The 24,483-nt window shown below is 40.7% G+C and carries 19 protein-coding genes; 17 read left to right on the top strand and 2 right to left on the bottom strand.

What is annotated here, in order from left to right; all coding sequences use genetic code 11:
• The 9 genes from E6X37_RS10215 to rplL form a co-directional block, all read left to right on the top strand.
• On the top strand, positions 1 to 163 hold a 163-nt coding region (locus E6X37_RS10215; RefSeq protein WP_449190929.1), incomplete at its 5' end, for an EF-Tu C-terminal domain-related protein.
• Positions 164 to 498: 335 nt separating this feature from the next.
• The gene (locus E6X37_RS10210) at positions 499 to 2,736 is read left to right on the top strand and encodes a nitric-oxide reductase large subunit (RefSeq protein ID WP_004693527.1); all 2,238 of its coding nucleotides are present in this window, start codon (positions 499 to 501) and stop codon (positions 2,734 to 2,736) included.
• A gap of 270 nt (positions 2,737 to 3,006) precedes the next feature.
• The gene (rpmG, locus tag E6X37_RS10205) at positions 3,007 to 3,156 is read left to right on the top strand and encodes a 50S ribosomal protein L33 (RefSeq protein ID WP_004693530.1); all 150 of its coding nucleotides are present in this window, start codon (positions 3,007 to 3,009) and stop codon (positions 3,154 to 3,156) included.
• A gap of 43 nt (positions 3,157 to 3,199) precedes the next feature.
• The gene (gene secE, locus E6X37_RS10200; RefSeq protein WP_004693531.1) at positions 3,200 to 3,421 is read left to right on the top strand and encodes a preprotein translocase subunit SecE; all 222 of its coding nucleotides are present in this window, start codon (positions 3,200 to 3,202) and stop codon (positions 3,419 to 3,421) included.
• Between the two features lie 12 nt (positions 3,422 to 3,433).
• On the top strand, positions 3,434 to 3,970 hold the full coding sequence (gene nusG / locus E6X37_RS10195; RefSeq protein ID WP_008602485.1) for a transcription termination/antitermination protein NusG: 537 nt from the start codon (positions 3,434 to 3,436) through the stop codon (positions 3,968 to 3,970).
• Between the two features lie 101 nt (positions 3,971 to 4,071).
• The gene (gene rplK / locus E6X37_RS10190) at positions 4,072 to 4,497 is read left to right on the top strand and encodes a 50S ribosomal protein L11 (protein WP_004693535.1); all 426 of its coding nucleotides are present in this window, start codon (positions 4,072 to 4,074) and stop codon (positions 4,495 to 4,497) included.
• Between the two features lie 76 nt (positions 4,498 to 4,573).
• Positions 4,574 to 5,284, top strand: coding sequence for a 50S ribosomal protein L1 (rplA, locus tag E6X37_RS10185; RefSeq protein ID WP_004693536.1), 711 nt, complete (start codon positions 4,574 to 4,576; stop codon positions 5,282 to 5,284).
• A gap of 175 nt (positions 5,285 to 5,459) precedes the next feature.
• Positions 5,460 to 5,957 carry a 50S ribosomal protein L10 gene (gene rplJ, locus E6X37_RS10180; protein ID WP_004693539.1) on the top strand — a complete coding sequence of 166 codons (498 nt, stop codon included), beginning with the start codon at positions 5,460 to 5,462 and terminating at the stop codon, positions 5,955 to 5,957.
• A 70-nt stretch (positions 5,958 to 6,027) separates the two neighbouring features.
• A complete protein-coding gene (gene rplL / locus E6X37_RS10175) occupies positions 6,028 to 6,396 on the top strand; it encodes a 50S ribosomal protein L7/L12 (protein WP_004693540.1) in 369 nt (122 codons plus the stop codon).
• 42 nt (positions 6,397 to 6,438) lie between these two features.
• Here the strand turns inward: rplL and E6X37_RS10170 are convergent, their stop codons facing one another.
• Positions 6,439 to 8,079, bottom strand: coding sequence for an ArnT family glycosyltransferase (locus E6X37_RS10170; protein ID WP_278458066.1), 1,641 nt, complete (start codon positions 8,077 to 8,079; stop codon positions 6,439 to 6,441).
• A 305-nt stretch (positions 8,080 to 8,384) separates the two neighbouring features.
• Here E6X37_RS10170 and E6X37_RS10165 point away from each other — a divergent pair, with 305 nt between their 5' ends.
• The 3 genes from E6X37_RS10165 (at position 8,385) to rpoC (ending at position 18,523) form a co-directional block, all read left to right on the top strand.
• On the top strand, positions 8,385 to 9,800 hold the full coding sequence (locus tag E6X37_RS10165) for an aspartate ammonia-lyase (protein WP_004696758.1): 1,416 nt from the start codon (positions 8,385 to 8,387) through the stop codon (positions 9,798 to 9,800).
• Positions 9,801 to 10,130: 330 nt separating this feature from the next.
• The gene (gene rpoB / locus E6X37_RS10160) at positions 10,131 to 14,291 is read left to right on the top strand and encodes a DNA-directed RNA polymerase subunit beta (protein ID WP_060919552.1); all 4,161 of its coding nucleotides are present in this window, start codon (positions 10,131 to 10,133) and stop codon (positions 14,289 to 14,291) included.
• Positions 14,292 to 14,320: 29 nt separating this feature from the next.
• A complete protein-coding gene (gene rpoC, locus E6X37_RS10155; protein ID WP_004693548.1) occupies positions 14,321 to 18,523 on the top strand; it encodes a DNA-directed RNA polymerase subunit beta' in 4,203 nt (1,400 codons plus the stop codon).
• Positions 18,524 to 18,647: 124 nt separating this feature from the next.
• On the opposite strand, the gene E6X37_RS10150 is transcribed toward rpoC, so the two are convergent.
• Complete coding sequence (locus E6X37_RS10150) at positions 18,648 to 20,669, bottom strand: BCCT family transporter (RefSeq protein ID WP_119562537.1); 2,022 nt, start codon at positions 20,667 to 20,669, stop codon at positions 18,648 to 18,650.
• 355 nt (positions 20,670 to 21,024) lie between these two features.
• On the opposite strand from E6X37_RS10150, the gene E6X37_RS10145 reads away from it, so the two are divergent.
• From E6X37_RS10145 to E6X37_RS10125, 5 genes are all read left to right on the top strand, one after another.
• Complete coding sequence (locus E6X37_RS10145) at positions 21,025 to 21,270, top strand: L7Ae/L30e/S12e/Gadd45 family ribosomal protein (RefSeq protein WP_060919550.1); 246 nt, start codon at positions 21,025 to 21,027, stop codon at positions 21,268 to 21,270.
• A gap of 76 nt (positions 21,271 to 21,346) precedes the next feature.
• Positions 21,347 to 21,721 (top strand): 30S ribosomal protein S12, encoded by a 375-nt coding sequence (gene rpsL / locus E6X37_RS10140; RefSeq protein ID WP_004693554.1) that lies wholly within the window; start codon positions 21,347 to 21,349, stop codon positions 21,719 to 21,721.
• Positions 21,722 to 21,773: 52 nt separating this feature from the next.
• Positions 21,774 to 22,244 (top strand): 30S ribosomal protein S7, encoded by a 471-nt coding sequence (gene rpsG, locus E6X37_RS10135; protein ID WP_004693556.1) that lies wholly within the window; start codon positions 21,774 to 21,776, stop codon positions 22,242 to 22,244.
• A gap of 15 nt (positions 22,245 to 22,259) precedes the next feature.
• The gene (gene fusA / locus E6X37_RS10130; RefSeq protein WP_004693557.1) at positions 22,260 to 24,335 is read left to right on the top strand and encodes an elongation factor G; all 2,076 of its coding nucleotides are present in this window, start codon (positions 22,260 to 22,262) and stop codon (positions 24,333 to 24,335) included.
• A gap of 50 nt (positions 24,336 to 24,385) precedes the next feature.
• On the top strand, positions 24,386 to 24,483 hold a 98-nt coding region (locus E6X37_RS10125; protein WP_038034850.1), incomplete at its 3' end, for a GTP-binding protein.

The raw sequence follows: 24,483 nt of genomic DNA, 5'->3' as shown, positions 1-24,483 counted from the left end.
TGTAAACCTTCCTGAAGGTGTAGAAATGTGTATGCCTGGCGATAACGTAACAATGGAAATCGAATTGATTACTCCAATCGCTATCGAAGAAGGTCTTCGTTTCGCGATCCGCGAAGGTGGCCATACAGTAGGCGCTGGCGTAGTAACAGAAATCGAAGGTTAATACAAGTTTATAGCTCAATGTATCGATACATTAGCTATATAATTGAATTTTAGATTCAATAAAAGGGACCCGTTGGGTCCCTTTTATTTTGTATGTTTTGATGATTAAGAGTATAGGATTGAATCGCTAATATATTGAAACAATGATGATTTTGTAATGTGACATATACGTTGTATTCAGGCTTCAAAGGATAATCATACTATTGATACAAATTGAGAAGAAATTTTAATATATTGTAACCTTAGATACAACTTTATTTATAAAATTAGTGTATATTATATATGAGAAGAGCATAGGCTCTCTTTTTGTGCTTTTATAGAAAAGGAGGTAATGTGATGGGCGAATACAAAAAGTATTGGATAGCCGTAGTAGCAGTTCTTATTATTGGATTCTCTATTCTTGGCTATTTGGGTACGGATGTATATCATCAAGCGCCACCGGTACCAACCGCGTATGTATCTCAAGATGGACAGGTTTTGTTCACTAAGGATGATATCTTACATGGTCAATCGGCTTGGCAATCTACAGGTGGTCAATCTGTAGGGACCGTACTAGGTCATGGCGCATATCAAGCCCCGGATTGGACAGCTGATTGGTTGCACAAAGAAGTGTCCGTAATGCTTGATATCAAGTCTCAAGAAGCTTTTGGTGTTCTTTATGAACAGTTAGGTGATGTGCAGAAAGCGGCTGTTAAAGAAGCAGTTAAAGCAGAGTACTTTAACAGTGCTGTTCGTGAAGATGGAACTGTTGTGCTTTCACCGGAACGTATTACAGCGATGAATTTAACCGGACAATATTTTATTGAACTGTATGGTGATAACCCTAAATTGTCCGAAACACGCGATCATTTTGCGATGAAAGACAATACGTTGCCAGAATTAAAAGATCGTATTGATATGGCACGATTCTTCTTCTGGACTACGTGGATGGCATCGACTCAACGCCCTGGTACAGATGCAACATACACCAACAATTGGCCTCACGAGCCATTGTTAGATCATAATCCAACACCGGAAAGCGTAGCTTGGTCTGTTGTGAGTGTTATTATTTTACTTTGTGGTATTGGTATTGTCGTATGGATGTGGGCATTCGGTCGCAAACAAGATGAACATGAATTAACACCACCTGCGGAAGATCCAATTTCCAAATTGCATCTCACACCATCTCAACGGTCTTTAGGAAAATATTTATTTACGATTTTGGCATTATTTTTACTCCAACTTGGTATGGGTGGTATCATTGCGCACTACACCGTAGAAGGACAGGCTTTCTATGGCATTCCATTGGCGCAGTATTTCCCATATTCTATTGCTCGTACTTGGCATATTCAAGCATCCTTGTTCTGGATTGCGATGGCATTCTTGAGTGCCGGTTTATTCTTGGCGCCGATTATTAATGGCGGTAAAGATCCTAAGTTCCAAAAATTGGGCGTGGATATTTTGTTCTGGGCACTCGTTGTGTTGGTAGTGGGTTCCTTTACAGGTACATATTTAGGTGTTGCTCATGAGATTCCGGCGTCTCTAAACTTCTACTTGGGTCACCAAGGATATGAGTTTATCGAGTTGGGGCGCGTATGGCAATGGATTGAATATATCGGCATTCTATTTTGGCTTGTACTCATGGTGCGCAGCATCATTGGTGCTTTCAAAAATAAAGGGGATAAAAACCTTATTGCTGCCTTTATTTTCTCCGTTGTGATGGTCGGTATTTTCTATGGACCAGGTCTTTTCTACGGAGAACACAGCCACTTGGCAATCATGGAATACTGGCGCTGGTGGGTTATTCACCTTTGGGTAGAAGGATTCTTTGAAGTATTCTCTACTACGTTGATGGCCTTTATTTTCGTAACACTTGGTCTCGTATCTTACCGTGCAGGTACCATAGCAGCGATTTCGTCCGGTGCCATTTACCTTATCGGCGGTATCCCTGGTACATTCCATCATCTTTATTTCACCGGTGTTACATCGACTATCGTGGCCACAGGGGCATCGTTCTCCGCGTTGGAAGTAGTGCCTCTTGTACTCTTGGGATATGAAGCGTTTGAAAATTATACACGCCTTCATAGTGCTCCTTGGATGCATCGACTAAAATGGCCTGTATACTGCTTCATTGCCGTATCCTTCTGGAACTTGGTGGGTGCAGGCATCTTCGGCTTCTTAATTAATATGCCGGTTTCCTTGTTCTATATTCAAGGTCTAAATACGACAGCTGTTCATGCTCATACGGCGTTGTTCGGCGTATACGGGTTCTTGAGTTTAGGCTTTGTATTCCTCATCGCTCGTTATATTCGACCTGAAGTGGAATTTAACGACAAGTTGATGAAATTCGGTTTCTGGGCATTGAATTGGGGCCTTGCGTTAATGGTTCTTATCAGTCTATTGCCAATTGGCTTGATTCAAAGTTGGGCAAGTGTTACACAAGGCTTATGGCTCGCTCGCAGTGAAGACTTTATGCAACAACCATTGTTACAAAATTTGCGTTGGCTTCGCATGGTTGGCGATACCATCATGATATTGGGGGCATTGGCCTTCTTCTGGCAAATCGTGAAAGTAACTTTCACAAAGAAACAGTAATAAACGAAGCAATAATAGTAAATATGTAATTATAATATTAAATATAATATATATAAGCTAACTATAAGCTAATATGACATGGCGTTCTTTGGGTAGACAAGGGGCGCCATTGTCTGTTATACTATCCATGTCAGGCATACGTGCCTGGCTTTTTTGAGTTGCTTAATTTCTTGACATCGCTTGCTACGTATGATATAGTTTTTTAGTATGTAGTCGAGCGTTTTCGAGTACAAGAGACAGATTAGTAAATATAAAGCGAGGTGTATCCGGATGCGTAATGCCATTACTTTAGCTTGCACAGATTGCAAACAACGCAACTATCAAACGAACAAGAATAAAAAGAACAATCCTGATCGTATTGAAATGATGAAATATTGCAAATTCTGCGGTAAACATACATTACACCGTGAAACAAAATAATTCTTATCATTCATTACCTGTTGATTTGAGGATGTGAAACACAATGGCAAAGTCTAACTCAGCAGTGCAGCAGCGTGGTGGATTTGGAAAATTCTTCCGCGGTGTGAAAGCTGAACTAAAAAAAGTAGTCTGGCCAACAAAAAAAGAGCTTATCAATTACACAATAGTAGTATTCTTAGTGACCATATTCATCGCTTTGATTATTTCTGTGCTTGATGGACTCTTTGCCCAACTTTTTAATACGTTGTTGCACTTTGTTGGATAAGGGGGCCATTACATGGAAGCAGATAAGAAGTGGTATGTAATTCATACCTATTCAGGCTACGAAAATAAAGTAAAAACCACTCTTGAACTTAAAGTTCAATCTATGGGGCTACAAGATGTGATCAGCCGAATTTTGGTGCCTCTTGAAGACGAAATAGATGAAAAAGATGGGGTTAAAAAAGTAGTAAAACGTAAGATATTTCCTGGGTATGTATTGGTGGAAATGGAAGTTAATGACCGTTCTTGGTATGTTGTACGCAACACGCCAGGTGTAACAGGTTTCGTTGGCTCTGCTACAAAACCAGTTCCACTTTCTGATTCCGAAGTAGAACATATACTTAAGTCTCAGGGCTTGGATAAGAAACCAACCATTAACGTTGATGTAGAAGTTGGTGAAACGGTTCGCATTACGTCCGGTGCCTTTGAAGATAAACTAGGTGTTATTACCGAACTTAACCCTGATAAAGGAACATTGAAACTTAGCGTAGAAATGTTCAATCGAGATACCGAGGTAGAGTTAGAGTTCTCTCAAGTTGAGAAAGCTCTTTAATATATAAATATAACTCTAAAAAGAGCAATCGATTTTGGTTGCCAGTGGGAGGATGTATATCCGTTACCACCACAGTATAAGCATAGGAGGTTTAATTACCCATGGCTAAGAAATTAGTTAAACAAGTAAAACTACAAATTGAAGCCGCTAAAGCTACTCCAGCACCACCAGTTGGTCCTGCACTAGGTCAAGCAGGTGTTAATATCGTTGCTTTCACAAAAGAATTCAACGAACGTACTGCTAAACAAGCTGGCTTGATTATTCCAGTAGTTATTAATGTATATGAAGATCGTAGTTTCGACTTCATCACTAAGACTCCACCAGCTGCAGTATTGTTGAAAAAAGCTGCAGGTATTCCAAAAGGTTCTGGTGTACCTAACCGTGATAAAGTAGCAAAAGTAGGTCGCGATAAAGTTCGTGAAATTGCTGAATTGAAAATGCCTGATTTGAATGCTAATACCGTAGAACAAGGTATGCGCATGGTGGAAGGTACTGCTCGCAGCATGGGCATTGAAATCGTTGACTAATAAGCGTACGACTTGCGCATAAGGCGCAAATCGGTGGGAGGGAATTCCCGTTTGACCACATAAGGAGGATATTATAATGGCAAAAGTAGGTAAGAAATACGCTGAAGCAGTAAAACTTATTGAAGCTGGTAAATTCTACGAACCAGTAGAAGCGATTGAGTTGGTTAAGAAAACTGCAACTGCAAATTTCGATGAAACAGTTGAAATTGCTTTCAACTTGAATGTCGACCCTAAATACGCTGATCAACAAGTTCGTGGTGCAGTAGTATTGCCTCATGGTACTGGCAAAACTAAACGCGTTCTTGTATTCGCAAAAGGCGACAATATTAAGGCAGCTGAAGAAGCTGGTGCAGATTTCGTAGGTTCTGAAGAGTTAGTAGCTAAAATCCAAGGTGGTTGGAGCGACTTCGACGTAGTAGTTGCTACACCAGACATGATGGGTCAAGTTGGCCGTCTTGGTAAAATCTTGGGTCCTAAAGGCTTGATGCCAAACCCTAAAGTTGGTACAGTAACTCCAGACGTTGCTCGTGCAGTAAACGAAATCAAAGCTGGTAAAATCGAATACCGTACTGATAAAGCAGGTATTATCTCTTGTTCTATCGGTAAAGCATCTTTCGATGAAGAAAAATTACTTGACAACTACCGTACAATCGTTGATACTATTATCAAGGCTAAACCTGTAGCAGCTAAAGGTCAATACATTAAATCTGTAACCTTGTCCGCTACAATGGGCCCTGGTGTACCTTTGAACGTGTTCAAATTGAGCACTGTTTCTAAAGAGCAATAATTAAATATGTCTCTTAGCTGTAGACGGCTGGTATGTATAATGGATGAAAATCCGCCCGCTGAGGCTGACACTAGAACAACCTAGGACTAGTTACGACCTCATCGCGTGCGATGGGGTCGTTTTTACGCTAAGATAGTACATAGAGCACCAAAAAAATCTACAAGGAGGTAATCTAATGGCTGTCACTGAATCAAAAAAAGCAATCGTTGCTCAAATGAAAGAAACTCTTTCTGAAGCAAAAGGTGCTGTATTGATTGGTTACTCTGGTTTAACTGTTGCGCAAGCAACTGATCTTCGTCGCAAAATGTTGGCTGAAGGTGTTGAATACAAAGTAATCAAAAATACTTTGACTCGTATCGCTGCAAACGAATTGAATCTTGAAGGTTTCGCTGAGCATTTAGAAGGCCCAACTGCGTTGGCTACTTCTAAAGATGATGCTGTTGCACCTGCTCGTGTAATCGAACAATTCATCAAAGCAACTGAAAAAGAAGTTGTAACAGTTAAAGCTGGTATCGTTGAAGGCGAAGTTATGGACGCTGCAGGCATTAAAGCAATTGCATCTCTTCCAAATCGCGAAGGTATGCTTTCCATGTTGCTTTCCGTATTGCAAGCTCCTGTTCGCAATGTTGCATACGCTGTCAAAGCTGTTGCAGAAGCAAAACCTGCAGAATAATATTTTTTGCAAAGTATTCGTTGGCCGCTTGAGGCTGGCACTATAAACTAATTTATGGAGGAAATCTAAAATGGCATTGAACATTGAAAACATCGTTGCTGAATTGAAAGAAGCAACAATCCTTGAACTTAATGATCTTGTAAAAGCAATCGAAGAAGAATTTGGCGTAACTGCAGCAGCTCCTGTAGCTGTAGCAGCTGCTGGTGGTGCTGAAGGCGGCGCTGCTAAAGATTCCTTCGACGTAATCTTGAAAGATGCTGGCGCATCTAAAATCAACGTAATCAAAGTTGTTCGTGAAGCAACTGGTCTTGGCTTGAAAGAAGCTAAAGCTATCGTTGACGGCGCTCCTGCACCTGTTAAAGAAGGCGTAGCTGCTGAAGCTGCTGAAGCTTTGAAAGCTCAATTAGAAGAAGCTGGCGCATCCGTAGAATTGAAATAATTCTAGCTATATTAAAGGCGTACCCATAGGGTACGCCTTTTTCTATTGGAGTTTATAAATTGATGCGAGTTTTGTTTTGTTAACTAATTTGGCTTTTGGATACGGTAATGTATTAGAGAAATCCTTATCATATTTTTTAGGAACGATGACATAGGCACCGCGATTATTTGATGTATTACTTAAAAATGTTTCTTTAGTTATGGTAGGCATTAATGTTTTGCCTTCGGTCCATATAGAATCATCAGTTGTATCTACGAAAACTTGGGTAGGTGTAGTGTCCATGTAATATATAATGGAAGTATAGTAACTGCCATATACATATATTGGTTTTGATGTATCTTCGATGAACGTTTTAAATTGTAAACCAGATTGATTAAATAATATTGGTGGTACTGTAATCGTAATAGCCGAGTACAAAGTAATTAGTGGAACTAAACCATATATTGCTAGTTTAAAAAATGATGTTATGTAGTATCGACCGATTAAAATCATACATACTATAATAAAGGAACCTACGATTAACGGTTTACTATCAAGACTTTTATCAAAAGCTGTAGCAAATGTAAAAATCATGTAGTAAATACCTAGTGGTAGGGTAATTAAATAATTAAACTTTTTGAATGATTGAGTAAATTCACCGGTTTCTTTGTCAGTAACTAATTCACAAATTTTTACAGCCGCCCATATTATACAAGGGATAATGGCAGGTAATGTGTAGGTTAGATACTTTGTAGCTACTAGAGAGTAGAATAGAACTATAACTATAAACCATATAATACCTAATAGATCAAAATCATCTTTCCAGTTAAGATCTTTTAAATGACAGACTATTACAGGTGTCCATGGTAATAGTGAAAGGGGCACAATTAATAGATAGTAATACCATACATTAAATTTAGGATGCTCAGATATAAGAGCTCGATCTACATTGTGTAGACCTAAGAATCCGGAAATAAACTGCTCACCGTGAATGGAATACATAGCGATATACCAAGGGCTAGCTATCGCTATAAAGGCTAATAGTCCTAAGGGATTAAATAGTAATTTAATATCCTTTGAAAGTTGATAACTTTCATCTTTTCTATGGACTATATAGCGAGCGCATACATAAATGAGTAATATCAGGCCGGGCAAGATGATGCCTATAGGTCCTTTGGTAATCACGGCTAAGGCAGCAGCAATGTAAGCTTTCACCATAGCTGACTTGTCATTATTGGTAAAAGCTAAATAGCTATATCCAAATATAGCTAAGGTGAAGAGAAATAGAAATCCGTCGGTTATAATTGCATGAGATATATACCAAAACTGTAGTGTGCTCATTAATAGAATGGCACAGAGTACACCGGCAAAGGTGCTTTTAGACATGCGGTAAGTTATATGATACATGAGCGCTACGCTAGCTCCGGCAACGAGAGTATTCGGTATGCGGGATGTAAAGTCTGATATGCCAAATAGTTTGTATGTAATCATAAGCGCCCAATAGGTGAGCGGTGGTTTATCGTACCATACGTGATCGTATATCATGGGGGATATCCATGAGTTGTGTTTTAGCATGGTGATGGCGGAGAGAACATAGTTGGACTCCACCGGATCAGTGATTGGCAAATAGGCATTATAAAAGCCGTAGCATAAAACGGTTAATAAAAAGAGCGCACCTATGCGCAGCATGTGATTGTTAATCATAGTTACTCCTTACTTACATAGTTTATATTATTGTACTATAGAGCGTGTAATATTTAAACTAATCAAAGATAAAAACAGAGCCTTTATAAATATGGAGATAATATGGAGATAATATGGAGATAATATGGAGATAGTTACAAAAAAATAATTATTTATGAAATAATATATTGTATAGAATATTGTTTATTCGGAATACATGAAATAACTTTTATGTATACAAAATACATGCTATAATGAGCGCATAAGATAAAACCGTTTCATTAAACTATCATCTAATATATGAAATAGTGGAAAGAGGATCTATTATGAGAAAAGAACATGATTTCCTAGGTGAATTAGAAGTAGCGGATGAGTTATATTATGGTGTGCAAACGATTCGTGCCTTAGAAAACTTCCATATTACAGGGAAACATTTAGACCAAGATTTTATTAAAGCTCTAGCGATGGTAAAAAAAGCATCTGCTTTAGCTAATATGAAAACAGGTCGTCTCAATGTATCTATCGGTAAAGCGATTGTTCAAGCAGCTGATGAAGTTATTGCAGGTGAATTTGCTGACCAATTTCCAGTTGATCCAATTCAAGGCGGTGCTGGCACTTCTGTGAATATGAATATGAATGAAGTGTTGGCAAATCGTGCTTGTGAAATTTTAGGTCATCCAAAAGGTAGCTATGATATTGTAAGCCCTAACAATCACTGTAACATGGCACAATCTACAAATGACGCCTTCCCAACAGCGATTAAAGTTTGTGCAATTTTGAAATCTAAACCGTTACTTGAAGCTTTGCAACGTCTTGTTGATGAGCTTGAGAAAAAAGCTGAAGAATATAGTGAAATTTTAAAAATGGGGCGTACTCATTTACAAGATGCGGTGCCTATTACATTGGGACAAGAGATGGGCGCTTATGCATCTGGTATTCGTCGTGGTATTAAACGCATTAAATCTGCCGTTGAAGGTGCACATGTAATCAACATGGGTGCTACTGCAGTTGGTACAGGTCTTAATGCTGAACCTAATTATATTCATGATGTAGCGTACGAATTAAGCGAAGTAGTAGGCGAACCGTTCTACACTGCGGAGAACTTAATCGATGCCACAAACAATACAGATGTATTTGCTGATATCTCTAGCGGTTTGAAGGTAACTGCACTTGTGTTGATTAAGATGGCAAATGATTTCCGCTTAATGGCATCTGGACCTCGCTGTGGCATTGGTGAATTAAAATTGCCTGCCCGTCAACCAGGCTCCTCTATCATGCCAGGAAAAGTAAATCCTGTTATTGCTGAAGTATTGAATCAAGTGTGTTACCAAGTTATCGGTAATGACCTTACTATTACATTAGCTGTAGAAAATGGTCAATTCGAGTTAAATGTTATGGAACCTGTATTGGCATACAACTTGTTCAATAACCTTTGCTACCTCAAAAACGGTGTAAATACATTCGTTGATAAATTGCTTGTTGATCTTGAAGTAGACCGTGAACAATGCGAGTACTGGTTGAATCGTTCCGTTGGTATCGTAACAGCATTGTTGCCACATCTTGGCTATGAAACAGCTTCTGCATTGGCGAAAGAAGCGTATGAAACAGGTCGAGCTATTCGCGATATCATCTTGGATCAAGGTTTATTGACTGAGGATGAAATTAATCATATTCTTTCTCCTAAAGAAATGACTCGCCCTGGTATCGCTGGTGCGAATCTTTTAAAACAAAAAGGCAACTAATTTATGGTTCTCTTTTGATACATGAATAAAGCATGAAAATGAAAGACTGTCAACCCTTTTGGTTGACAGTCTTTTTTAATACTGATAAAATTATATATTGCAAAAGTAGCGTTTTCTGCTTTTGGATGTAAAAACTATAACACAAATAGTGATGAGGTTTTCTTCCAAGGTTGTGCTTGGTTAATGGGAAGCAAGGTTATTTTAAAAATGAAATGGACCTTGCTTTATTTGACGTTGCCCGAGCAGGAAAACTGAGACCTGTAAGATGTCTTTTTCATGCCGTTATAGAAAATGGTAGACCAGTGTGTTTTGATAGGGGTGAAAGCAAATATGTTCAAACCTGAACAGGTAGGCAAACGAACTCGTTATACGTACGCTAAAATTAACGAAGTTATCAAGATGCCACATTTATTGGACATTCAACGTAAATCGTATGAGTGGTTCTTGGAGAGTGGTTTACAAAATATTTTCAACGATATTTCTCCGATTAAAGACAATTCAGGTAATCTAGTACTTTCTTTTGAAGGTTTCAGCTTAGGTGAACCTAAGTATGATATTAATGAATGTAAAAACCGTGATGCTACTTACGCAGCACCACTTCGTGTAAATATTCGCTTGGTAAATAATGATCCAGAAAATATGGACATTAAAGAACAAGAAGTATTCATGGGCGATTTCCCATTGATGACGGATACAGGTACTTTCATCATCAATGGTGCAGAACGTGTTATCGTATCCCAATTGGTACGTTCTCCAGGCGTTTACTACAATAAAGAAATCGATACAATGGGTAACCGTTTGTATGATTCCACAGTTATTCCTAACCGTGGTGCATGGATTGAACTTGAAACAGATGCTAGTGAAGTGGTAGCTGTCCGTATTGACCGTAACCGTAAATTACCAGCTACTGTATTGGTACGTGCATTAGGTTGGGATACTAATGAAAGCATTCTAGACCTCTTCTGGAATGGTAAAACTGATGAAGATGGTTTACCAGTATATGATGAACGCATCGTTCGTACATTAGAAAAAGATACAACTCAATCTGCTGATGAAGCATTGGTTGAAATCTATAAAAAATTACGTCCAGGTGAGCCTCCTACTGTAGAGTCTGCTCGTAATTTGTTCGATAACTTGTTCTTCGATGCACGCCGTTATGACTTAGCGCGCGTTGGTCGTTATAAATTGAACAAAAAACTTGGCTGGCGCCAACGTATGTTGGGTCAAACATTGGCTCAACCAATTGTAGATCCAGAAACTGGCGAAATTATCCTTGATGCAGGCGTACAAGTTGGGGAAGAACAACTTGATATCGTTGCTAATAGCCATGTTTTCGATGGTGAAGGTTTTGCTGAATTCTACATCGTAAATAATGATGGTGTAGAGTCTAAAGTTATCTGTAATAACTGCAATTTACCATATGATCACCGTACAGTAACACGTGAAGACATGATCGCTAACATTTCTTACTTGCTCAACCTTATGGATGGTGCAGGTCATACAGATGATATCGACCACTTGGGTAACCGTCGCCTTCGTTGCGTAGGTGAATTGTTACAAAACCAATTCCGTATCGGTTTAACTCGTATGGAACGTGTTGTTCGTGAGCGCATGACCATTCAAGAAACTGAATCCATTACACCTCAAGCGTTGATTAATATTCGCCCTGTAGTGGCAGCTATCAAAGAATTCTTTGGTTCTTCTCAATTGTCTCAGTTCATGGACCAAACAAACCCATTGGCGGAATTGACTCACAAACGTCGTCTTTCTGCCCTTGGCCCTGGCGGCTTGTCTCGTGAGCGTGCAGGTTTCGAAGTTCGTGACGTGCATCATTCTCACTATGGCCGTATGTGTCCTATTGAAACTCCAGAAGGTCCAAACATTGGCTTGATTAACTCCTTGTCCAACTATGCAAAGGTAAACGAATTTGGCTTCATCGAAGCACCATACCGTAAAGTAGAAAAAGTGTATGGTAAAGGCAAGGATGCTGACAAGGTTGTTAAAGTGCGCGTATCTGACAGCGTAGTATACATGACAGCTGATGAAGAAGAAGGCATGACAATTGCCCAAGCGAACTCTCCACTTGATGCAGAGGGGTACTTCACAACTGAACACGTAGCTTGTCGTCGTGGTCATGATGTATTAGAAGTTACACCGGATAAGGTTGACTATATGGACGTTAGTCCAAAAGAAGTTGTATCTATTGGTACAGCTATGATTCCATTCCTTGAAAATGACGATGCTAACCGTGCCTTGATGGGCGCGAACATGCAACGTCAAGCGGTACCACTTTTGCGCGCTCAAGCACCACTTGTTGGTACAGGTATGGAATATACAGCAGCTACTGACTCTGGTGTTTGCGTATTGGCGCGTGAAGCGGGTAAAGTTGTACGTTGTTGGGGTAATGAAATCCACGTTCTTCGCGATAGCGATGGTCGTGTTGATACATACCATTTGAATAAATTCCTTCGTTCTAACCAATCCACGTGCTTTAACCAAAAACCAATCGTCAATCGTGGGGACCATGTTGTAAAAGGCCAAGTATTGGCTGATGGTCCTGCTACAGATGGCGGCGAATTGGCATTAGGTTATAACGTTCTTGTAGCGTTCATGCCTTGGGAAGGTTATAACTACGAAGATGCTATCTTGCTTAGTGAAGAACTCTGCAAAGAAGATATCTATACATCCATTCATATTGAAGAATACGAATGTGATGCTCGTGATACCAAATTAGGTGCTGAAGAAATTACTCGTGAGTTGCCTAATACAGGTGACGACACACTTAAAAACTTAGACGAAGATGGTATTATCTGCATTGGTGCAGAAGTACATCCTGGCGATATCCTTGTAGGTAAAGCTACTCCAAAAGGTGAAACTGAGCTTACTCCAGAAGAACGTTTGTTGCGTGCTATTTTTGGTGACAAAGAACGTGAAGTTCGCGACACTTCCTTGCGCGTGCCTCATGGTGAATCTGGTAAAGTCGTAGATGTAAAAGTCTTTACCCGTGAAAATGGCGATGAATTACAACCAGGCGTAAATAAACTTGTTCGCGTATATATCGCTCAAAAACGTAAGATTCATGAAGGCGATAAAATGGCGGGCCGTCATGGTAACAAAGGTGTCGTTTCTCGCGTTATGAGAAAAGAAGATATGCCATTCCTTCCAGATGGTACTCCAGTACAAATCGTATTGAACCCATTGGGCGTACCTTCTCGTATGAACATCGGTCAGGTTCTTGAAACTCACTTGGGGTGGGCTGTTCAAGGCTTAGGTATGAAAATCAAAGCTACAGACCTTCACATTCAAAACGTGTTGAAAGAAGCCCGTACTGATGCATCTTACTGGGAACAAATCGATGCAATCCGCGACCTTTATGCTCAAATTGAGGTATTGGAAGCGAAAGTTGCGGAAGATGTTACGGTAAATCATTTCGAAGAAAATGAGCAAATCATTGCTTTGAAAACTAAAATTTTAAAACATGTAGAAGCAGCAGCGCAAAAGAAATTGGATGCTATGGGTGGCGAAGCTCGTTACCAAGAGCTTAAAGCTATTGAAGCTAAATACAATGCACTTCATGTAGAATTCTTTGATTCTGAAGAAGAGGCTCCTGAAATGGATCCTGCGCTTGTAGAAGAATTAGAGGCAATTAGCAAAGTCAAGAATACTCTTAACAACATTCACTCTGCTGAAGAAAAACGCGTTGAAATTCGCAAAGAGTTGGAAAGCCTTGGCTATGATTTTGACAAATATGGCATGCCAAAACCAGATGTAGCAGGTATTCATATTGCTACACCTGTATTTGATGGTGCTCACGAAAAGGACGTATTCGAAACATTGGCGATTGCAGGTCGTCCTGATGATGGTAAAACTGTTCTATATGATGGTCGTACTGGTGAACCGATGGATAACCGCGTTACTGTTGGTTACGTTTACATGCTTAAACTCCATCATTTGGTTGATGACAAAATCCATGCTCGTTCTACAGGTCCGTACTCCCTTGTTACACAACAACCTTTGGGCGGTAAAGCTCAGTTCGGTGGCCAACGTTTCGGGGAAATGGAAGTTTGGGCTCTAGAAGCATATGGCGCAGCCTATACCCTTCAAGAGCTATTAACTGTTAAGTCTGACGACGTTGTTGGTCGTGTGAAAGCATACGAAAAAATCGTTAAAGGCGAAAACATCCCTGAACCAGGTGTACCTGAGTCCTTCAAGGTATTGCTTAAAGAACTTCAAAGTATCGGTCTCGATGTAAAAATCTTGAACGAAGATCAAGAAGAAGTTGTTATGAAAGAACTTGAGGACGAAGATGAGGTGGTAGAAACTGGTATTGAAGAAGTTATGGAAGGCAGTGCTGTAGAAACTGATGAAGTAACTGTAGTAGAACCAGAAGTAGAGGAAGAGGAAGACTTACCAGCTGATAATGGCGGTGAAGATGATATCCTTAGCCAATTGGCGTACCCAATGGGCGACTCCTCTAACGATGAAGACTAAAACTATCTATAAGGAAGGGAGCGATAGTAGTGCTAGACGTAAATGAATTCGATTCCATGCGAATCGGTTTAGCCTCTCCAGAGCAGATTTTATCCTGGTCTCATGGGGAAGTTAAGAAACCTGAAACAATTAACTACCGTACGTTGAAGCCAGAACGTGATGGTCTATTCTGCGAACGCATTTTTGGACCAACAAAGGACTGGGAATGTCACTGCGGCAAATATAAACGCATCCGCCATAAAGGCGTAGTCTGCGACAAATGTGGTGTAGAGGTTACTCGTGCGAAAGTACGTCGTGAACGTATGGGCCATATTCAATTGGCTACTCCTGTATCTCACATTTGGTACTTCAAAGGAATCCCATCCCGTATGGGTCTTATCCTTGACATATCACCACGTTCTTTGGAACGCGTATTATACTTTGCTTCCTACATCGTAGTAGATCCAGCTGGTACACCATTGACAAAACGTCAATTGTTGTCCGAGCAAGAATACCGCGAATACGAAGCTCAATTTAATGAAGACGGTTATACTATCGGTGGTAAATCCGTCGTAATCGAAACAGTGGCTCAACGTAATGAACGTTTAGCTATTGTTCGTGAAGCACAACGCAAAGAGCGCTATAATGCGGCTCTTCGTGATGATGCAACAATACCAGAAGCTGATAAGGAATACGAAGAATTAACTCGCGAAGAACGCTATGAGTTAGGCGCTGCTGAAGAGGTTCTCTTCGCATGTATCGACATGGGTGCTGAAGCGGTAAAAGCTCTCTTATCAGAACTTGATCTTGAAGCATTGAATGCCGAATTGCGCGAAGAGTTGAACACTGCTAGTGGTCAACGTAAAATCCGTGCAGTTCGTCGTTTGGAAGTAGTAGAAGCATTCCGTCAATCTGGGAACCGTCCAGAATGGATGATTATGGACATCGTTCCTGTAATCCCACCTGAATTGCGTCCTATGGTCCAATTAGATGGTGGCCGTTTTGCTACATCTGACCTCAACGATTTATACCGTCGTGTTATCAACCGTAACAACCGTTTGAAACGTTTACTCGACTTGGGTGCTCCTGATATCATCGTGCGCAACGAAAAACGCATGCTTCAAGAAGCGGTTGATGCATTGATTGATAATGGTCGTCGCGGTCGTCCTGTTACAGGTCCTGGTAACCGCCCATTGAAATCCTTGTCCGACATGCTTAAAGGTAAACAAGGTCGTTTCCGTCAAAACTTGCTCGGTAAACGTGTTGACTACTCCGGTCGTTCCGTAATCGTAGTAGGTCCTGAACTTAAAATGCACCAATGTGGTTTGCCAAAAGAAATGGCATTAGAATTGTTCAAACCATTCGTTATGAAACGTTTGGTAGAACGCGGTCAAGCATCCAACATCAAGGCTGCTAAACGCCAAGTTGAAAGAATTGGCCCTGGCGTGTGGGAATCCTTGGAAGAGGTAATTAAAGAACATCCAGTTCTCTTGAACCGTGCCCCTACATTGCATAGACTTGGTATCCAAGCCTTCGAACCAATCCTTTGGGAAGGTCGTGCTATCAAATTGCATCCATTAGTATGTACAGCCTTCAATGCCGACTTTGACGGTGACCAAATGGCGTGTCACTTACCATTGTCCGTAGAAGCACAAGCGGAAGCTCGTACATTGATGCTTTCTAGCCATAATATTTTGTCTACTAAGGACGGCAAGCCAGTAGCAGTACCTTCTCAAGATATGATCTTAGGTACATATTACCTAACAGTTGTACGCGAAGATACTCGTGATAAAGCAAAAACATTTGCTACCTATGATGAAGTTATGCTTGCCTATGAGTCTCATATCATTGGTTTGCAAGATATTCTTTATATCCGTTTACCTGATCATGGCCGTGTAGAAACAACAGCAGGTCGCTTGATCTTCAACAATGCTTTATTCCCAGAATTGTGGCAATACGAGAAACGTGAAGATGGCACTTACTCTTTAGGTAAGGTTATGGATAAGAAAACAGTTGGTAAATTGGTTGATCAATGTTTCCAATTGTTTGGTAATGAAAAAACAGCAGAACTATTGGACCGCATCAAGTCCTTGGGTTACTCCTTCGCTCGTCGCGCAGGTATGACTGTAGCTATTGCTGATATTAAAGTACCAGAAGTTAAAACTAGCTTGTTAGATACAGCGGAACAAGAGGTAGAAAAAGTATCTCGTATGTACCGCCGTGGTCTTATTACAGAGGAAGAACGTTACCGTAAAACTATCCAATTATGGACAAAGGCAACAGAAGATGTTACCGATGCGATGATGGATAATATGGCGTGCGATAAAGACGGCTTTAACCCTGTTTACATGATGGCTATCTCTGGTGCCCGCGGTAATAAACAACAAATTCGTCAGCTTGCTGGTATGCGTGGTTTGATGGCCGATCCATCTGGTCGTATCATCGACTTACCAATCAAAGCAAACTTTAAAGAAGGTTTGACTGTATTGGATTACTTTACATCCTCTCATGGTGCGCGTAAAGGTTTGGCCGATACAGCGCTTCGTACAGCTGACTCTGGTTACTTGACACGTCGTCTTGTTGACGTATCTCAAGATGTAATCGTTCGTGAGGACGATTGTGACGTTGTAGGTATCGATCTCGTTCGTGAACGTGCTCGTTTGGCTACATCTCCACGTCAAGCATTAGAATTGCTTAAGGATAAACTCATTGGTCGCGTTTTAGATAAAGATGTTGTGAATGCTGAAACAGGGGAACTTGTTGTACCAGCTGAAACTATCTTGGATGAACAATGCTTGGCAGATATTGCTGAAGCTGGTGTTACATCTATCGCATTGCGCGGTGCACATTTGGGCTCTGATAGCGATATTAATCATACTAACTTGGTTCAAAAAATTATTCTTGGTGAAAGCGACGATAGTATCCGTGCAACATTGAAAGAAACTATGGTTCAAAATATGTTGAACAAGGATACTGTACAAGCAATCGTTGACAGCGAAGGTGTAGAAATCTTCCCAGCTGATACACGTCTTACAGAAGAAGGCATCGAAGCTATCCTTAACTCCGATGTAAAAGAAGTACAAGTGCGGAACAATGAAATCCACGGTATTGAAGTGGAAGCTATCGTTGAAGGCACTGGTGTTATCGAGCCATTAAAAGACCGTATCGTAGGTCGTATTGCAGCTGAAGAATTAGTTAATAAGGAAACTGGCGAAGTCATCGTTCCTCTTAATGGTGAAATCACAGAGGCGTTAGCTGATGAAGTTGTAAAACATTATGAAACAGTAAAAATCCGTTCCGTATTGACTTGCCGTAGCCCATATGGCGTATGCCGCAAGTGCTATGGTCGTGATCTAGGAACTGGCAACCAAGTTCAAGTTGGTGAAGCTGTAGGTATCATTGCGGCACAATCCATCGGTGAACCTGGTACTCAGTTGACAATGCGTACATTCCATACTGGTGGTGTCGCAGGTGACGATATTACACAAGGTTTGCCACGTGTCGAAGAATTGTTCGAAGCTCGTAAACCAAAACGTAATGCTATCATTGCCGAAAACGAAGGTACAGTTCGCGTTGTACCTAATGAAGGTAAGAAAGGTACGAACACTATCTTTATCACTGGTGAAGATGGTATTGAACTTGATTACCTCATTCCTTACGGTTCGCGCATTATCGTTAAAGACGGTGACGTGGTATCCTTGGGCGCTCGTTTAACAGAAGGTTCCATCAATCCTCATGACATCATGCGCGTCATGGGTACTGAAGCGACTCAACGTTATCTCGTATACGAAGTACAAAAAGTATACAAATCCCAAGGTGTAGAAATTAACGATAAACATATCGAAGTTATCGTTCGTCAAATGCTTCATAAAGTTAAAATTGAAACAGCTGGCGATGCGGATATGCTTCCAGGGGATATGGTGGACGTTAATACCTTTGACGAAGAAAACCGTCGTCTTACCCTCAATGGTCGTGAAAATGCTACAGGCAAACGCACGCTATTGGGTATTACGAAAGCCGCTTTGGCAACGGACTCCTTCTTGTCCGCTGCGTCCTTCCAAGAAACAACACGTGTTCTTACCGACGCTGCTATCAAGGGTAAAATCGATCCATTGTTGGGCTTGAAAGAAAACGTAATTATCGGTAAGTTGATTCCTGCTGGTACAGGCATGAGTCGTTACCGTAAGATTGAAGTTGTAAAAAATACACCTGAAATCATTGATATTACAGAAGAGGTTATGTCTGAAGATTAATTACTTTGGATTAGCCGTTAAGCTATATTAACTGTATAGACCTGTTGCATAGTTGATATTGTGCGACATAATAAAAAGGGTGCACCTGCGAGGTGCACCCTTTTGTTATAGGTATTATTGGTTTCTATTCAGCTGCTTCTTCCGCGTCATGAGACATGATGTCATAACCGACGTCATCCGATAAAGTAAGATATCGTTCGTACTGTCGAATGATATCGGTAATGATATCCTCCCGTGTCATATACTGCGCATCGTATCCGGCGCGCCCGTCACTGAAATATGTCATAGGGATTGCGTTGGTGCTTTCAGTAATGTGAGGAATGTTGGGATCTTCGATGAGATGATCCGATACCTCTTGCGTAACGAGTTTGATGCCGTAGGTAAAGTTGCGCATTGATTCTTTTTCGATGGTTAACTCTACGGAGGCGTCGTTACCGTTGAAATGTTTGTCAATTCTCGTAGTTAATCCGTACTCTTCGGTTAATTCTTTATTGAGCTGATACATAGCAGGCAGTGCTGTTGTTTTCATAAAGGAAATAACATCTTCCGACTGCGTTTGGTTGAGTATTTTGGCAAGACCTTGTTTCCAGTTCTTGCTGTCCCAGTAGATGGATGTGGTTGAAAGTTTTGTGTTAAAGTATTGCGTATCTGTCAATAATCCTTGCCATAAGCTGTAGCACATGATAACCATTAAGGCTGCAAATGGTAAGGCGAGAATGAGCGTTACCGATTGTAGTACATTAAGCCCACCAATGCTGAGCAAACTGATGGCAAGAAAGGACATTACAGAGCCCCACATCAAGTATTGCCACTTTGGAGATGAAGTGGATTTATCATAGGCCGCAATATTATTCAATACATAAATGCCTGAATCGGCAGATGTAATAAAAAATAATGCTAATACGATAATCGATAGAAGACTAGTTAAACCGGATAAAGGTAAATATTCAAGGAATGCAAAGAGTAGTTGTTCTGGTTTGTCGGTTAATGCACCGAGTGCACCGTTTGCTACAGTTTCATCGATATAAATTGCAGTATTACCAAAGATAGTAAACCAAACGATAGTAAATACAGTTGGAATAATGAGTACCCCAAAGATGAACTCTCGAATAGTCCTACCTTTTGAAATACGCGCAATGAACATGCCTACAAATGGTGCCCAAGATAACCACCAAGCCCAGAATAGTATGGTCCAGCTGAAGAACCATGGACGGGTTTCTGGTGTATAGATAGATGTATAGAAGCTTTGCCCTAAAATATGTGATAGATAGTATCCAAAGTTTTCTACCATTGTATTTAATAGGAGTAATGTAGGACCTGCACAGAGTACAAAAAGCATTAAGACTAATGCAACAGATATATTAATTTCGCTGAGCAGCTTAACGCCTTTATCAATACCTGTAACAGCAGATAGAACGGCAATGGACATAATGATGATAATGATGACCGTTTGGGCGGAAAAGTCATTAGTGGAGATGATATCAATATATAGGAACCCTGCACCTAGTTGGGCCGCACCAAATCCTAAGGTGGTTACGATACCTAATAAAGTTACACAAAGTGCGATGATATCGATAATGTGCCCTCGTGGGCCATTGATCTTATCCTTCCACAGCGGATAGAAACATGAACGTAGTGATAATGGCAACTTATAGCGAAAACCAAAATACGCTAATGCTAAAGCCATAATTCCGTATACCGTCCATGCATTGATGCCCCAGTGGAAGATGGAGCGGAATAACGCTTCCTTGGCGCTAGGAGCACCATCGACTAAGCCTACAGCGGAGTGATAATGTGAGAGCGGTTCAGCAGTACCGAAGAACATGAGACCTACACCGGTACCTGCCGCAAATAACATGGCGAGCCAAGCTGTATAAGAGAATTCCGCTTCTTCATCGTCGCTACCAAGTTTGATGTCACCTAGCGAACTAAGTGCAAGAAAGATATTGAAGATAAAGAAGAGACTTATGGATAAAACATAAAACCAGCTGAAATCTTCAAATATAATATCACGAATCCCTTGGAGGATCGTTTGAGATATTTGCGGAATCAGAAGGGCACATAAGCTTAGCCCTAAGACGATAGACAAGCTACCTATAATTACAGGGGGATTAAAGTTTGAATAACGTTTAATGAGTTTAATCATATAATCTCCTTTCTTTAGTAATTTATAAATACAAATATTTGTTCTGTATTAATTTATATCATAATAAAATGGTGTTTATATTAATTTTGCATAGTTGGTAAAAGAAAAAATAATAGCAAATGCATAGAATGATTATTTATACATGAAAATAATGATATATGAATAAAAAATCACTCTTCATTTATAATTTAAGATTGAATGAGACACACGGATGAGTGTACACATAAAATGCAGCTATAGAGCGGTGTGTGACATTGGAAATTGTTTGACATGGACTGCTGTAATTGATATACTTACATAGTGCTTTAGGCGAGGTATGCCTAATGGGCATAATTTCGTAAGGAGAATTAGTACAATGGACATTGCCCATCTGAAGTCGGTGAACAAAACAATCGGTGCCAAGCAAACGTTGAAACAAATTGCTAAAGGTGCTGTGAAGTACGTGTTCCTGGGTTGTGATAGTGATGAACGTGTGGTACAGCCTTTACGGATTGCTTGTGAAGAACAGGGAATACCTGTGAATGACGAGCACACCATGGATGATCTCGGTCGTGCGTGTCGCATTAAGGTGCGGGCCACAGCTGTAGGCGTCCTACGTTAATCTTGGTAATATCCGATGTAACACTTTGTTATGACGGATCAATTATAAATCTCAAATTTGGAAAGGAGGTGCCCAAATGCCAACAATTAATCAGCTAGTACGCAAAGGCCGCATGAGCTTGACTAAAAAATCTACAGCTCCTGCCCTTCAAGAATCTCCACAAAAACGTGGTGTATGTACTCGTGTGTACACAGCTACTCCAAAGAAACCAAACTCCGCGCTTCGTAAAGTTGCCCGTGTACGTTTGACAAACGCTATTGAAGTAACTGCTTACATCCCAGGCATTGGTCACAATTTACAAGAACACAGTGTTGTACTTATCAGAGGCGGTCGTGTAAAAGACCTTCCAGGTGTGCGTTATCACATCGTTCGTGGTGCATTGGATACAGCTGGCGTACAAAATCGTATGCAAAGTCGTTCCAAATACGGCGCGAAAAAAGCTAAAAAATAATTTTAGCCATTAAACGAAATTAACACACATCATTATAAAGGAGGAATTGAACATGCCAAGAAAAGGCCCTGTTCCGAAACGTGATGTACTTCCAGATCCGGTGTACAACAGCAAATTAGTAACACGTTTCATTAACAAAGTTATGTACGATGGTAAAAAAGGCATTGCTGAAACTATCGTATATGATGCATTCGAAATTATTCGTTCCAAAATGGGTCAAGACCCAATGGAAGTTTTTGATCAAGCATTGAAAAATGTTATGCCTGTACTTGAAGTACGTGCTCGCCGTATCGGTGGTGCGAACTATCAAGTGCCAGTTGAAGTTCGTGCTGATCGCCGTCAAACCCTCGGTATTCGTTGGGTTGTAAATTATGCTCGTCTTCGTGGTGAACGCACTATGAAAGAACGTTTGGCAGGCGAATTGATGGACGCTTTCAACAATGCAGGCGCTGCAATCAAGAAAAAAGAAGATACTCATAAAATGGCAGAAGCTAATAAAGCATTTGCTCATTATCGTTGGTAATAAGAGGTGACAACTGTGGCAAGAGAGTTTTCCTTAGCAAAAACTCGTAATATCGGTATCATGGCTCACATCGATGCTGGTAAAACAACAACTACAGAACGTATCCTCTACTATACAGGTATCGTTCACAAGATCGGCGAAGTACATGAAGGCGCTGCTACGATGGACTGGATGGAGCAAGAGCAAGAACGTGGTATCACAATCACTTCTGCTGCAACAACTTGTCAATGGAAAGAACATCGTATCAATATCATCGATACTCCTGGTCACGTTGACTTTACTGTAGAAGTAGAACGTTCTCTACGTGTACTTGACGGTTCTGTTGCGGTGTTCAGTGCTAAAGGTGGCGTTGAACCTCAATCCGAAACAGTATGGCGTCAGGCTTCTAACTACGGCGTACCTCGTATCGCTTATGTAAATAAGATGGATACTGTAGGTGCTGACTTCTTCAACGTAGTTGACATGATGAAAGCTCGTTTGGGTGCAAATTCCGTAGCTATCCAAGTACCAATCGGTGCTGAAGATACTTTCGAAGGCATCATTGACTTGATGACTATGAAAGCGGAAATTTATAAATCCGATGACGGTAAAGAATATGAAATCACTGATATCCCTGCTGAATATCAAGAAGTAGCAGAAGCTCGTCGCGAAATGATGATCGATGCTATCGCTGAAACAGATGATGATATCATGATGAAATATTTGGAAGGCGAAGAAATTTCTGTGGAAGAATTGAAAGCGGCATTGCGTAAAGCTGTTATTGCTAACCAATTATTCCCAGTTCTTTGTGGTTCTTCCTATAAAAATAAAGGTGTTCAAATGTTATTGGATGCTGTTATCGATTACATGCCAGCTCCAATCGACATCCCACCTATTAAAGGTGTTGTTCCTGGTACTGAAGAAGAAACAACTCGTCCTTCTTCCGATGAAGAGCCATTCTCCGCATTGGCATTCAAAATCATGGCTGACCCTTATGTTGGTAAATTAGCGTTCTTCCGTGTGTACTCCGGTACATTGGAATCCGGCTCCTACGTTTTCAACTCCACTAAAGGTAAAAAAGAACGTATCGGTCGTATTCTTCAAATGCACGCTAACTCCCGTAAAGAAATCGAACGCGTATATTCTGGTGACATCGCTGCGGCGGTTGGCTTAAAGGATACTACTACAGGCGACACATTGTGTGATGAAAAATCTCCTGTAATCCTTGAGTCCATGGAATTCCCTGAACCAGTTATCTCCGTTGCTGTTGAACCTAAAACAAAAGCTGACCAAGAAAAAATGGGTACAGCTCTTGCTCGTTTGGCAGAAGAAGATCCTACTTTCAAAGTTCGTACTGATGAAGAAACAGGTCAAACTATTATTTCCGGTATGGGCGAACTTCACTTGGATATCATCGTTGACCGTATGAACCGTGAATTCAAAGTAGATTGTAACGTAGGTAAACCTCAAGTAGCATATCGCGAAACTATCCGTAAAGCTGTTAAGGCTGAAGGTAAATTCGTACGTCAATCTGGTGGTCGTGGTCAATATGGTCACTGCTGGTTGGAATTGATTCCTCAAGAACCAGGTGCTGGCTTCGAGTTTGAAAACAAGGTTGTAGGTGGTGCGATTCCTCGTGAATACATCGGACCTGTTGAAAGCGGTGTTAAAGAAGCTATGGAATCCGGTGTTATCGCTGGGTACCCTATGGTTGATGTTAAAGTTATCGTATTTGATGGTTCCTACCATGACGTTGACTCCAACGAAATGGCCTTCAAAATTGCTGGTTCTATGGGCTTCAAAGAAGGTGCTCGCAAAGCAGACCCTGCATTGCTTGAACCATACATGGCTGTAGAAGTAGACGTTCCTGAAGAATACATGGGCGACGTTATCGGTGACTTGAACTCTCGTCGTGGTCGTATGGACGGCATGGAAGCTCGTAATGGTTCCCAACATATCAAAGCATATGTTCCATTGAGTGAAATGTTCGGTTACGCAACTGACCTTCGTTCCAAAACGCAAGGCCGTGGTAACTACTCTATGACATTCGATCATTACGAAGAAGTTCCTAAGAAAATTGCTGAAGAAATTCAAGCAAAGAAAAACGGTTAATCTCATATTAGATTAATAGAATTACTATTTTCCTCGGAGGATAATTTAAAATGGCAAAAGAAAAATTTGAACGTACGAAACCGCATGTTAACATCGGTACAATCGGTCACGTTGACCATGGTAAAACTACTTTGACTGCTGCAATCAC

Origin of the sequence: Veillonella parvula, assembly GCF_032550495.1 — a bacterium.
GTDB classification, from domain to species: Bacteria; Bacillota; Negativicutes; order Veillonellales; family Veillonellaceae; genus Veillonella; species Veillonella parvula_G.
This window is presented reverse-complemented; position numbering and strand designations above follow the sequence as displayed.

What these genes read in the sequence shown, in the direction of transcription:
- E6X37_RS10210 (WP_004693527.1), top strand. Translation starts at nt 499, where the DNA reads ATGGGCGAATACAAAAAGTATTGGATAGCCGTAGTAGCAGTTCTTATT.
- rpmG (WP_004693530.1), top strand. Translation starts at nt 3,007, where the DNA reads ATGCGTAATGCCATTACTTTAGCTTGCACAGATTGCAAACAACGCAAC.
- secE (WP_004693531.1), top strand. Translation starts at nt 3,200, where the DNA reads ATGGCAAAGTCTAACTCAGCAGTGCAGCAGCGTGGTGGATTTGGAAAA.
- nusG (WP_008602485.1), top strand. Translation starts at nt 3,434, where the DNA reads ATGGAAGCAGATAAGAAGTGGTATGTAATTCATACCTATTCAGGCTAC.
- rplK (WP_004693535.1), top strand. Translation starts at nt 4,072, where the DNA reads ATGGCTAAGAAATTAGTTAAACAAGTAAAACTACAAATTGAAGCCGCT.
- rplA (WP_004693536.1), top strand. Translation starts at nt 4,574, where the DNA reads ATGGCAAAAGTAGGTAAGAAATACGCTGAAGCAGTAAAACTTATTGAA.
- rplJ (WP_004693539.1), top strand. Translation starts at nt 5,460, where the DNA reads ATGGCTGTCACTGAATCAAAAAAAGCAATCGTTGCTCAAATGAAAGAA.
- rplL (WP_004693540.1), top strand. Translation starts at nt 6,028, where the DNA reads ATGGCATTGAACATTGAAAACATCGTTGCTGAATTGAAAGAAGCAACA.
- E6X37_RS10170 (WP_278458066.1), bottom strand. Translation starts at nt 8,079, where the DNA reads ATGATTAACAATCACATGCTGCGCATAGGTGCGCTCTTTTTATTAACC.
- E6X37_RS10165 (WP_004696758.1), top strand. Translation starts at nt 8,385, where the DNA reads ATGAGAAAAGAACATGATTTCCTAGGTGAATTAGAAGTAGCGGATGAG.
- rpoB (WP_060919552.1), top strand. Translation starts at nt 10,131, where the DNA reads ATGTTCAAACCTGAACAGGTAGGCAAACGAACTCGTTATACGTACGCT.
- E6X37_RS10150 (WP_119562537.1), bottom strand. Translation starts at nt 20,669, where the DNA reads ATGATTAAACTCATTAAACGTTATTCAAACTTTAATCCCCCTGTAATT.
- E6X37_RS10145 (WP_060919550.1), top strand. Translation starts at nt 21,025, where the DNA reads ATGGACATTGCCCATCTGAAGTCGGTGAACAAAACAATCGGTGCCAAG.
- rpsL (WP_004693554.1), top strand. Translation starts at nt 21,347, where the DNA reads ATGCCAACAATTAATCAGCTAGTACGCAAAGGCCGCATGAGCTTGACT.
- rpsG (WP_004693556.1), top strand. Translation starts at nt 21,774, where the DNA reads ATGCCAAGAAAAGGCCCTGTTCCGAAACGTGATGTACTTCCAGATCCG.